The sequence below is a fragment of the Dietzia sp. DQ11-71 genome (assembly GCF_014144995.1).
GTDB classification, from domain to species: Bacteria; Actinomycetota; Actinomycetes; order Mycobacteriales; family Mycobacteriaceae; genus Dietzia; species Dietzia kunjamensis.
The window spans coordinates 1-10,926 of the sequence record NZ_JAALDT010000082.1 but is presented as its reverse complement, the minus strand read 5'-3'; the positions used below and the strand labels follow the sequence as shown (position 1 = coordinate 10,926).

At 59.0% G+C, this 10,926-nt stretch carries 10 protein-coding genes, 1 pseudogene and 1 other annotated feature; of the genes and pseudogenes, 6 read left to right on the top strand and 5 right to left on the bottom strand.

The annotated features are described in order from the left end of the window. Nucleotides 1-174: 174 nt before the first annotated feature. Nucleotides 175-309: a sequence feature (AL1L pseudoknot), on the bottom strand. The 5 genes and pseudogenes from G6023_RS03455 to G6023_RS16330 form a co-directional block, all read right to left on the bottom strand. Beyond that, complete coding sequence (locus G6023_RS03455; protein ID WP_067713135.1) at nt 267-578, bottom strand: transposase; 312 nt, start codon at nt 576-578, stop codon at nt 267-269. It overlaps the preceding feature by 43 nt. Before the next feature lie 129 nt (nt 579-707). After that, a pseudogene (locus tag G6023_RS16340) lies at nt 708-1,076 on the bottom strand (dTDP-4-dehydrorhamnose 3,5-epimerase family protein); the annotation flags it as partial. Nucleotides 1,077-1,248: 172 nt separating this feature from the next. Beyond that, nucleotides 1,249-2,169 carry an NAD-dependent epimerase/dehydratase family protein gene (locus G6023_RS16335; protein WP_182634086.1) on the bottom strand — a complete coding sequence of 307 codons (921 nt, stop codon included), beginning with the start codon at nt 2,167-2,169 and terminating at the stop codon, nt 1,249-1,251. Next, nucleotides 2,166-3,416, bottom strand: a complete 1,251-nt coding sequence (locus G6023_RS03440; protein ID WP_472986419.1) for a glycosyltransferase family 4 protein — start codon at nt 3,414-3,416, stop codon at nt 2,166-2,168. The genes G6023_RS16335 and G6023_RS03440 overlap by 4 nt, the downstream gene beginning before the upstream one ends. Continuing rightward, nucleotides 3,413-4,408 carry an MraY family glycosyltransferase gene (locus tag G6023_RS16330; protein WP_472986418.1) on the bottom strand — a complete coding sequence of 332 codons (996 nt, stop codon included), beginning with the start codon at nt 4,406-4,408 and terminating at the stop codon, nt 3,413-3,415. The genes G6023_RS03440 and G6023_RS16330 overlap by 4 nt, the downstream gene beginning before the upstream one ends. Before the next feature lie 174 nt (nt 4,409-4,582). On the opposite strand from G6023_RS16330, the gene G6023_RS03430 reads away from it, so the two are divergent. From G6023_RS03430 to G6023_RS03405, 6 genes are all read left to right on the top strand, one after another. Beyond that, the gene (locus G6023_RS03430; RefSeq protein ID WP_347570708.1) at nt 4,583-5,614 is read left to right on the top strand and encodes a polysaccharide biosynthesis protein; all 1,032 of its coding nucleotides are present in this window, start codon (nt 4,583-4,585) and stop codon (nt 5,612-5,614) included. Beyond that, a complete protein-coding gene (locus G6023_RS03425; protein ID WP_182634083.1) occupies nt 5,611-6,729 on the top strand; it encodes a polysaccharide biosynthesis C-terminal domain-containing protein in 1,119 nt (372 codons plus the stop codon). Before G6023_RS03430 ends, G6023_RS03425 begins: the two co-directional genes overlap by 4 nt. A 5-nt stretch (nt 6,730-6,734) precedes the next feature. Further along, a complete protein-coding gene (gene wecB / locus G6023_RS03420; RefSeq protein ID WP_187699913.1) occupies nt 6,735-7,859 on the top strand; it encodes a non-hydrolyzing UDP-N-acetylglucosamine 2-epimerase in 1,125 nt (374 codons plus the stop codon). A 197-nt stretch (nt 7,860-8,056) separates the two neighbouring features. Next, nucleotides 8,057-9,319, top strand: a complete 1,263-nt coding sequence (locus tag G6023_RS03415) for a nucleotide sugar dehydrogenase (protein WP_182634081.1) — start codon at nt 8,057-8,059, stop codon at nt 9,317-9,319. 109 nt (nt 9,320-9,428) lie between these two features. Beyond that, entirely contained in the window at nt 9,429-10,535 is a 1,107-nt protein-coding gene (locus tag G6023_RS03410) for a glycosyltransferase family 4 protein (RefSeq protein WP_182634080.1), read from the top strand. A 29-nt stretch (nt 10,536-10,564) separates the two neighbouring features. Then, nucleotides 10,565-10,921 carry a transposase gene (locus G6023_RS03405; RefSeq protein WP_347570707.1) on the top strand — a complete coding sequence of 119 codons (357 nt, stop codon included), beginning with the start codon at nt 10,565-10,567 and terminating at the stop codon, nt 10,919-10,921. The last annotated feature ends 5 nt before the right edge of the window (nt 10,922-10,926 follow it).

Genomic DNA, 10,926 nt, shown 5'->3' with positions numbered 1-10,926 from the left:
GCTCACACCGCGACGATAGCCCACCGATTAGTGCCTAGAATCTGCACTCACCAACGCCGCTACCAGCGCAGATCATGCCACGAACCGGCAAAGCCCCGTCAACATGTGCAACTCAGGGCTGACGGTCCTGGCCGCCACCACGCGCTGCGGCGAAGTCCACTCGCGGTAGGTCCGTGCGGCGATCTGCAGGCCTGCTTTGCGCAATCCTCTGCAGATCGACTCGACCGCATGACCTTCCGACCGGAGTTGGTCGATGAACTCGCAGATCACCGGTTGCGGGGGTCGAGCTCCCCCGCGAAGAAAATCGAGGCCCTGCGCATGATCTCCAGGTCCTCAGTCAGCCGCCGGTTCTCGGCCTTGAGGCGCTTGATCTCAGCGCTCTCCTCGGTGCTGACCCCGGGCCGGGCTCCGGCGTCGATGTCGGCCTGCACAGCCCACCTCCGGACCGTCTCCTTGCCCAGCCCCAGACGTCGGCCCACCTGGTCACAGCAGGCCGTCAACGACGAGTACTCACCCCGATGCTCGGACACCATCCGCAGCGCCCGCTCTTTGACCGCGGGATCGATCTTCTTCGGCATACAACCATCCTCCTCGACTCAAAAGGAGGCGGCGGGAAACCTGGGGCGGTTCACATCGTCATTGTTTCCTGCGCTTCCTTTCAAGCACGGCTTACACAGAAAACTAAACACGCCCTGTCTCAACGACGACTAATTCAGCCTGAGGCTTCGCAACTGCGGGGCCGACTGATCTCGCTCAGATCGCACACAATCTTCCTTAGGCATCAACCAATCGATACCGAGGTCGGGATCGAAAGCATCAATCGCCTGTTCAGTCACCTCGGAGAATGGCACGTCGACTGCCAGGGTCACAATCGAACCTGGATCTAGAGCGATGAAGCCGTGAGCGACTCCAGGCGGGCAAAAAACCGTGGCTGGCGATTCTCCCGATATATCTACTATTTCCGCCCGGCCGAAACTCAGCGAGTCCGGCCGGAGGTCGACTAGAACATCGCGGATCTTCCCAGTTATGCACGTGATGAGTTTGCTCTGGCGGAGCCCCTCCGCCAGATGAATGCCCCGAAGAGTCCCGGGTGATTACGAAGCAAGGAGGTCTGAGCCGTAAGACAATCCAAGCCGACAACGTGGACGACTCGACTTATCCGGAACAATTCAACTCCATTACCGCGCTGGTCGTTGCCGCACGGCGACTCCAACAAGTACGCACCGGGAAGATCGAGCGGTTCACTGCTCACGACTTCTTCTCCCGTATGGCCTCACCGAGCACGCGCCAAGCTTCCTCTCCGTGCGGCGGTTGCCAACCCATGGTGGTCAGCCAAGACACTGCTTGGCCTTGACCGAACCAGAGCATCTCGACTCGCCTCGCATTAGCTGCAACTGCTGGAACCTTTGAGCCCACGACTTCAAGCGCACGACAGACTGTCCGAGCGAGTGCTCGCGGAAGCACTGTCGGACGCTTACCCCCCAAGAGAGTCATCACGTCAGCAGATGTCAGACCTTCCCAGGGGTGAATCACCACAGCTGGCGGGGCTGCCGCCGACGTGGCGAGGAAGGCAATCGCTGAGGCCACATTGCCAATGAGGGTCTGCGGGCTGGGTTGGGTCCCTGGAGCAGCGACAGTGGCGAGCGGAGAACCGGCAATTTTCGCGGTCAGTGCTGTGACTCTGCGTGTCTCAGAGTGAACACTGGGTGGCCGATACATCGTTGCATTCGGAAATTCATGACGGACGCGCCGCTCTCCTTCCGCTTTCGAGAACGCGTACGAGGAGAATTCTTCGGTTGAGTCCGACTCGTCCAGACTGGGACGTCTACCCTGCACTACAGCGCTACTCACATGAACAAGTCGCGCAACTGCCGCCTGCGAGGCTGCTCGGGCAACGATTGCAGGAGATACCGCATTGGCGGCAAGCAACTCGTTCGAGTCCTGTTCAGAAGCATCGGGGTTGCCCGAACAATTAACTACCGCGTCCGCGGCTGCAAACTCAGCGGCGAGATCACTCACCGCTGCACTCCGCAGCTCGAGGCCTGTCGACGCGTCCGCAGCAGTGACTCGTGGCGCGCGTATCGCAACTATTTCGTGTCCCTGCGTTGTGAGCGACTCACACACAGCGGAACCCACGAACCCCGTAGCACCTACGACAATGACCTTCATCGCTTGCCCCTCTTTCTGGTTCTAGCTGCGTGTTCAAGCACTGAAGCAAGCCGTCCTGCCGACGAGGACTCGGAAAAAACACGCTCGTAGTAGTTCCTTCCGGCTAGTCCCATTTCTGCGGTCCTTCCGGGAGCATCCGCCATTTCAGTAACGACCCGAGCTAGGTCGTCTGGATCACCGGGCGTCGACGTCCTTCCTGCACCTGAATCGTGAATGACGGTTGCGGCATCGCCGCGGACGGTCCCTACCAGCGGCCTGCCAGCAGCGAGAGTTGCCTGCAATTTACTCGGTAAAGTTATACGGAACAACGGCAGGTCCTGTAGAGACACAAGATGAAGGTCACCGAGCGCAAGAATCTTGGTCATCGCTGAGAAGGGTTGCGATGGAATAAAAACAACGTTGTCGAGCTTCTTTTCTTTAGCTATGCGCTTGAGTGGTTCCTCCATCACTCCACCGCCGACAAGCGCGAACTGAATATCAGTTCGCGATTGAAGCCGATCGGCAGCCGCCAGAACGACTTCCAGCGCTTGGAATTCTCCGTAGTTGCCGGCGTACATAACCACAAAGTCCCTGTTCAGACCGAAGGAACGCCGAAGGGTCTCGTCTCGAATTTCAGGCCGGAATGTGTCCTCATCTACCCAGTTGGGAGCAAAGGTAATTTTTTCAGCTGCAATTCCACGCTTTTGGATCGAAACCGACATCCCTGGAGATATCACAGCAATATGTGAAGCTTGACGGTAAACGGCGTCACAGAATCCGTGTAGCACCTTTTCGACACCACTCGCCGACCCACCACCTAGGAACCCACTTGAAGTAACGGTCTCTGGCCACAAATCTTGAATCATTGGAACGAACGGTATCCCGTATAGCGCTTTAGCCACCATGGCAGGAACAGCGACCGTTGCGGGTGTCGAGTGCACTAGGACGACGTCTACGTCGCGCAAAACCTTAGCCCCCACGGCGCCTGCCGAGGCCGCAAAACTCGAGTAATTCAGCAGCCTAGATAGCGCGCGGGACTTATGTGTCGGGATAAGCGGCGATCGGTGGACCGTTAGCCCGTCGTGCACCTCACGCTTGTACAACGACAGAGAGTACCCGTCATATAAACGACCCTCTGGATAATTTGGAAATCCAGTCAATACCTCGATCTGATGGCCACGAGCAGCCAATGCTCGGGCAATAATCCCGGGTGTCGCCGCGGAGCCTGTCTCCGGATCAAACCATTGCGTGACATATCCGATCCTCAATTCCGACCTCCAAAACGAGTTGGTTCGTCCTGCGCTTGCTTCTTTCGAACGGCGGCGACGAGACCTGGGGCGAACAGATAGAGCGCGACAACAGGCACAATCGCGGCAGCCCCATAACGGGACCGCCCTGCGAGTCCGCACAAGCCAGCCGCCCCTGACGCGAACGCAGCTACGCGCCAGTGTGGCCACTCTCCTGCCTGAACAAGACGCTGGTACGCATGCTCTCTGTGCGCAACAGTCAGACTCTCGCCCCGAGCGGCGCGCTTCAGGATCGTGGTCCCCGTGTCAGCGAGATAGGGAGCAAGCGGAGCCAATGTCCCACTCAGGCGTCTCGGGGCAAGCTGGCCCCCTTCAAATGCACTTTGAATCACGGTTACAGCAATTCCAGCACCTAGCAGATAACTACCTACGTCGCCCAAGAACATCGTTGCTTTCGGAACGTTGTAGGGAAGGAATCCAAGAGCCATTCCAGCCGTGACCATCGCTTGAGTCTTCTGGCCTAGATCCAACGAAGGTTCGGTTGCGACGGATAACCCCCATGCCAAGGCCGTCCCACCGGAAATGCCATTAATACCATCCATAAAATTAAAAGCGTTGACAATTGCTGGCGTCGCTACCGCACCAAAGGCTGCACCTAAGGCCCCGCCCGACACACCTCCCACGATGGCCCCCACTGCAAACTGGGCACCCAATCTCGGAGTCGCAGAGAGTTGTGCAAGGTCGTCAACACGGCCAACCGCGCCAAGCGCAGCGCTCGAAGCAATCCAAGCCCTGGTAGCTCCACTCCCCCGCGTTCGACTTACCGATGCACCGACGATGGCCCCTACCGCGCAAGCCAGCCCTCCCCCCCTCGGGGTGGGCACCGAATGAGAAGATCTCTCATTTGGGTGATCAAGACTCTGCCGGCGATGGAGCCAGCTGCGCACTAGCGGGCCTGCCGCTCCCGTTGAAAATGCAGTGGCGACGAGCGTTGTGGTCGCTGGGTGACTCATGACAGAAGGCTCTCACAGTCACAATTTCTGAGCGGCACGAAGATCTAACCCGCGCCGCGCTTCAGCCTGCAGACGTGCAACCCCGCACTGCGCTGCCCGCGAAGTTGCGCCTCCGTAATAGAGTCAGCGCTGCGAGCACGAACACAGCCAATCCGCGATCTCAGGAGCCCATCCGTGTCCCCAAGCTTGTCCGGAGCCACCGTCGCGATCACTGGAGGTACCGGATCGTTCGGTTCCACAATGGCGCGACATCTGCTCACCTTGGGGGTAGACCAGGTGAACATCTTCAGCCGCGACGAAGCCAAGCAGGACGAAATGCGGTCCAAGATGGACGAACCTCGCCTCAAGTTCTTCATCGGGGATGTCCGCGACCAGGAGAGCGTGGAAAGCGCGTTCGTCGGTGCCGACTTCGCATTCCACGCCGCGGCCCTTAAGCAGGTCCCGTCGTGCGAGTTCTTCCCTGACCAGGCAGTCAAGACGAACGTCGATGGCAGCCGCAACGTCATTAACGCCGCCCACAAGCAAGGCGTGAAGTCGCTCGTCTGTCTATCCACGGACAAGGCCGTGTACCCGGTTAATGCGATGGGTATGTCCAAGGCGCTCATGGAGAAGACCGCGCAGGCATTCGCACGCAACAACCCCAAGTCCGAGACCACCGTGTCCATCACCCGGTACGGCAACGTCATGCACTCACGGGGATCCGTGATCCCGCTATTCGTGCGGCAGATTCGCGCGGGCAAGCCGCTCACACTAACTGAAGGCTCCATGACGCGGTTCCTCATGAGCCTGCAGGAGTCCGTCGATCTTGTTGAACACGCGTTCTTCCACGCCGAGCCCGGCGACCTGTTCGTCAAAAAGGCTCCGGCCTGCACAGTTGACACGCTCGCTCGGGCCACCGCCCTCGTCATGGGCATTGACGATCCGGAGATCGTCAAGATCGGCATGCGCCACGGTGAGAAGATGTACGAGACCCTCCTCTCGCGTGAGGAGATGGCCAAGGCCACCGATCAGGGCGACTACTTCAAGGTGCCGCTAGACGCACGATCCCTCCAGTACTCGGTCTACGAGGACGAAGGAGACTCTGGCGCCCGCGAGGCCCAGGACTTCGATTCAAACAACACCGAGCAGATGACCGTCAGGGAGACGGCTGCGATGATCACGGCACTGCCCGAGATGCAGCAGGTCCTGGTGGAGGTCAATCGATGAAGATCGTCATTACCGGCGCCAGCGGTTTTCTCGGCTGGCACACGCGACTCCGCCTTGCGGCGTTGACCGACCATGAAGTTCGCCCCGTCATACGGAAAAACTGGTCAGAGCTGACCGACCTTGTGGCAGACGCGGATGCGGTTATCCATATCGCGGGGGTTAACCGAGCTGATAGTGACGCCGCCGTGGAGCAGGGGAACATCCAGCTCGGCGCCGATCTCGCTGCGGCCGTGACCGCTTCGGGTCGGGCCCTACGGGTCGCCATGGCCGGCACCATCCAGGTAGAGCGAGACAACGCCTACGGTCGTGGCAAGTTGGCCGCCCAGAATAAGGTCGCCGAGGCCACCCGCGCCCTCGGCGGGCACTTTGTAGACGTTCGTTTGCCCAACCTGTTCGGCGAACACGGAGCTCCCAACTACAACTCCTTCGTCGCCACGTTCGTCAAGTCCGTCATCAACGGCGAGACCCCGCAGATCGATGACAATCCCGTGGAGCTCCTCCACGCACAGGATGCGGCACAGGCTCTGATGGATGCCTTCGAGACAAGTGAAGGAATGCTCCGGCCCACCGGCGAGCTCACCAGCGTCGTTGCGGTGTGGGATCTCCTGCAGGAGTTTCACCGATCGTATGTACCGATCGGTGAGATCCCTAACCTCAGTTCGAAGTTCCGGATCGACATGTTCAACACCTATCGAACCGGTCTCTTCCCCGAGCATTACCCGATTTCCCTCGTTCCGCACTCCGACCCGCGTGGCTCATTTGTGGAGACGGTCCGCTGCTGCGGCGGCGAAGGCCAGTCCTCGTTCAGCACCACCGTTCCAGGGATCACCCGCGGCGAGCATTACCACCTGACCAAGATCGAGCGGTTTGCCGTAATCCAGGGCAAGGCCAGGATCAGCCTTCGAAAGATGTTCGAGGACGATGTCCTGGACTTTGAGGTGTCCGGTGAGGCACCGGTCGCGATCGACATGCCCGTGGGATGGGTTCACAACATCACCAACACCGGCGACGAAGTGTTGCTCACGCAGTTCTGGAGCCACGAACTCTTCCGCCCGGACGCCCCTGACACATTCGCGGAGCCCGTCCGCCGTACTGCCAAGGAGTCAGATCAGTGAAGGTCATGACCGTCGTGGGCACCCGCCCTGAACTCATCCGCTTGGCCCGAGTCATTCATCGTTTGGATGCGACCGCTGGCATCGAGCACATCCTGGTTCACACCGGCCAAAACTACGACTACACTCTCAACCAAGTCTTTTTTGACGACCTGGGGATTCGCCAGCCCGGCCACATGCTCGGCGTAGATACGTCCAGTCTCGGCGCCGTTCTCGGTGGCACGTTGATCGCTGCAGAAAAGGTCATGCGCGATGAATCGCCCGATGCCGTGCTGGTGCTCGGTGACACGAACTCCTGCATCGCCGCCCTCATGGCTCGCCGGATGCGAATTCCGACGTATCACATGGAGGCGGGCAATCGCTGCTTCGACCTGAACGTGCCGGAGGAGACCAACCGGCGCATGGTCGACCACGTGTCCGACTTCAACCTCGTCTACACGGAGCACGCACGAAGAAATCTGCTAGCCGAGGGACTCCACCCCCGCCGCATCCTCAAGACCGGCTCTCCAATGCGTGAGGTCCTTAACGCCTACCGTGACCAGATAGACGCATCGGCGGTTCTGGCCGACGAGGGTCTCGAGGAGGGCAAATTCTTCTTGGTCTCTGCGCACCGCGAAGAGAACGTGGATTCCCCGGAGCGTCTTCAGATGCTGCTCGATTGTCTGACCGCCGTCTACGCCCACTACAAGCTGCCGGTGTTCGTCTCCACCCATCCCCGGACCCGCAAGCGACTCGAGGCACTACCGGGCTGGTCAGAGCCGGAGGGCATCACCTTCTCCGAACCGCTTGGGTTCCACGACTACAACAAACTCCAGGTCTCAGCGGCATGCTGCCTGTCGGACTCGGGCACGATCGCCGAGGAGTCGTCAATCCTCGGATTCCCTGCTATCACTCTCCGTGACTCCATCGAGCGCCCCGAGGCCTTGGACACCGGCGGCATCATGATGACCGGACTGAACGCCGGCGACGTCGTTGCCGCCGTCCAGGTCGCGATGGACTCCGGTTACACGGGCGGCGGCGTCAGCCATCTCACGCCCGACGACTATCTAATCGACAACACATCGGAGCGCACGGTGAAATTTATTCTATCGACAGCGAATCGACACAACCATTGGGCGGGCATACGTCGCTAACCCCGGTGACGGCCAGAAGGGGTGTCTCACATGGAAGGCGTGGGGCCACAGCCCGAGCGCCTAGTAACCTAACTCACCAACGGAAAGTTGGGTAAGGGCCACCCGTGTCTTGACAAGCACAAGCACAAGCACAAGCACAAGCACGACAATTGAACCGTCCAACGGTAGCCAAATCGATACCATCGCAAGGGGATTCAATGACCACTAGAGCAGTCATCGTGGGACTTGGTTATGTCGGGCTTCCGTTAGCTCGAGAGGCGGCGCTCGCTGGACTGCAAGTCACCGGGCTTGATATTAGTCCGAAGGTGGTGGGGTCCCTCAACAGTGGAAAGTCCCACATTGACGATCTCAGCGACGCCGACATCGCAGAGATGATGTCCCACGGCTTCACGGCCACTTCCGACCCCACCGTGCTTCGCAAGGCTGACGTAGCCGTTATCTGCGTGCCGACCCCCCTCTCCGACGAGGGCGGGCCGGACCTCGCCGCCGTCATTGGCGCCGCCACGATGATCGCGGACCAGGTTCATGAGGGGATGCTGGTCATTCTTGAATCCACCACGTACCCAGGCACCACGGACGAGATTGTGCGCCCTCTGCTGGAAGCTAGTGGACTCCACGCAGGAACTGACTTCAATCTCGCGTTCTCTCCCGAGCGGATCGACCCCGGCAACCCGACTTTCGGGGCAAAGAACACGCCCAAGGTCGTCGGCGGACATACGCCGGAGTGCACGGACCGCGCAGCGAACTTCTACGGGCAGTTCGTTGATTCAACGGTTCGGACACGCGGCACCAGGGAAGCCGAGATGGCGAAGCTACTCGAGAACACGTACCGACACGTAAACATTGCCCTCGTTAATGAGATGGCTCGCTTCTGCCATGATCTGAGTATTGACCTCTGGGATGTTATCAACGCCGCAAAGTCCAAGCCGTTTGGTTTCCAGGCATTCTACCCTGGCCCAGGTGTCGGCGGTCACTGCATCCCGATTGACCCTAATTACCTTTCGCACAATGTTGAGGCCAGGCTGGGCTATCCATTCCGGTTTGTTGAGCTTGCGCAGGAAATTAACTCCCGCATGCCAGCGTACGTGGTCGAACGCGCCCAGGATCTGCTAAATGATCGAGAGCGTGCCCTCAAGGGTTCAACCGTGCTACTACTCGGGGTTACCTATAAGCCAAACATCGCCGATCAACGCGAGTCGCCGGCGACTGACGTTGCCGAAAAGCTGCTCGCGAAGGGCGCGATCGTACAGTTCCACGACCCTTTTGTAGAAGATTGGTCGACGGTCCCCGCAGCCCAGCGTGTTGATTCTGCCGAGACCGCAGCAGCGGCTGCTGACATGGTCATCTTGTTACAGAACCACCGCTCGTACAATGTTGAGGACATTGTCAAGGTTTCGCAAGCATTCTTCGACACCCGCGGATCAGTGGCAAAGGACAGCGGCAATGTCTCCCGTCTCTAGTAAGAACAGCGTCAACTGCGCCGAGCCCGAGCAGCCGAGCATCTTGCTTATTTCACCTTTATACCCCCCAGCCTATAGGGGCGGCGGGCCGATACGGACCACTGAAGCAATGGTCGATACACATGGGGATCGATTCCAGTTCAACGTAATCACCTCGGACACCGACTGGGGTGAAACCACTCCACTGGATGTAAAGACCGACGAATGGCTACAGCGCGGCAAAGCCCGAGTCTTATACGCCCAGAAGCGCAAGCCTTTTTCACTCTATCGTGCACTTCGCTCCGGCGCGGCCGTTAAGCCAGATTTCGTCTACATCAACAGCTTTCTAAGCCCTGGATTCTCGATCCTTCCAGTAGCGCTGTCAAAGATCGGATATTTCGGGAACGCGAAAATTATCCTGGCGCCACGGGGGGAATTCGGGGCTTCTGCCCTCGCCATCAAGGCCCGAAAAAAGAGCCTCTACCTCTTCGTATCGCGCCTACTAAATCTTCATAGCCAAATTGGCTGGCACGCATCGAGCGCAACTGAAGCCAACGAACTAAAGGCCTTCTACCCAAAAGCAGACGTAAAGGTTCGCCTGAATGAATCTCTGCTTCCAAGTAAAGCCATTCGCCGCAGCATACCGTGCAATTCAATAGTGCGTCTCGTCTTCGTAAGCAGAATATCTGAGATCAAAGGACTCACCCTATTACTTGAGGCACTGGCAGGAGTCACACAAGAGGTGCACTTGGATATTTACGGAAGCGCGCAGGTTCCGAGCTATCTGGAAAAGTGCCAACGTCTCGCTGCCGCCCTTCCGTCCAACATTAGAGCAACCTTTCACGGCAGCGTAGACAACTCGCAAGTTCGCGAGCGGTTTATTGAGGCGGATGCTTTTTTTCTACCCACTGAACACGAGAACTTCGGACATGCAATCGCCGAGAGCCTGTCAGCAGGTTGCCCTGTCTTTATCGAAGACGTAACTCCTTGGACTTCGACTATTAAAAACGGCGGAGGCCAGATAGTTCCAACGCGGACGATCGGTGCTTGGCGCGAAGCCCTACAGGACTACTGTGCGCTTTCTGCTACCGAACGCACCGCCCTCAAAGAAAGCGCAGCTGACGTGTACGAGCAATGGCGCGCAGAAAACGTTGGCCCGTCGATTTTCGACCTGTTCGCGGCGGGAGACCAGCTATCGGACTCAAGCAGCAATTCGAGGTCCAGAAAATCACGCTGATCAGCTGGGCGTGAATCGCCCCGGGTTTGATGGAGACATCGAATACCCGGGAAGGGATCATCAGAACCATGGGAGCACCTCGCAAGTACCCAGACGAGCTTCGTGAACGAGCTACACGAATGGCGTTGGAAGCATTGGCCGACCCCGATCGCTCACACGGTGCGATCGTGCGGGTCGCCGAGCAGCTCGGCGTGCACCGCGAAGCGCTACGGACCTGGGTGCGCAAAGCCCAGGCCGAGGGCCAAGACGCCTCGTCGGTGTCCGCCGATCGCGACGCCCGCCTGGCCCAGCTGGAGAAGGAGAACCGCGAGCTGCGGCGGGCAAACACGATCTTGAAGCAGGCGTCGGCTTTCTTCGCTGCGGAGCTGGACCGTCCACAGCGCTGAAGGTC

Coding starts and splice junctions, on each gene's coding strand:
- G6023_RS03455 (WP_067713135.1), bottom strand. CDS start 578: ATGCCGAAGAAGATCGATCCCGCGGTCAAAGAGCGGGCGCTGCGGATG.
- G6023_RS16335 (WP_182634086.1), bottom strand. CDS start 2,169: ATGAAGGTCATTGTCGTAGGTGCTACGGGGTTCGTGGGTTCCGCTGTG.
- G6023_RS16330 (WP_472986418.1), bottom strand. CDS start 4,408: ATGAGTCACCCAGCGACCACAACGCTCGTCGCCACTGCATTTTCAACG.
- G6023_RS03425 (WP_182634083.1), top strand. CDS start 5,611: ATGAAGATCGTCATTACCGGCGCCAGCGGTTTTCTCGGCTGGCACACG.
- wecB (WP_187699913.1), top strand. CDS start 6,735: ATGACCGTCGTGGGCACCCGCCCTGAACTCATCCGCTTGGCCCGAGTC.
- G6023_RS03415 (WP_182634081.1), top strand. CDS start 8,057: ATGACCACTAGAGCAGTCATCGTGGGACTTGGTTATGTCGGGCTTCCG.
- G6023_RS03410 (WP_182634080.1), top strand. CDS start 9,429: ATGGTCGATACACATGGGGATCGATTCCAGTTCAACGTAATCACCTCG.
- G6023_RS03405 (WP_347570707.1), top strand. CDS start 10,565: ATGGAGACATCGAATACCCGGGAAGGGATCATCAGAACCATGGGAGCA.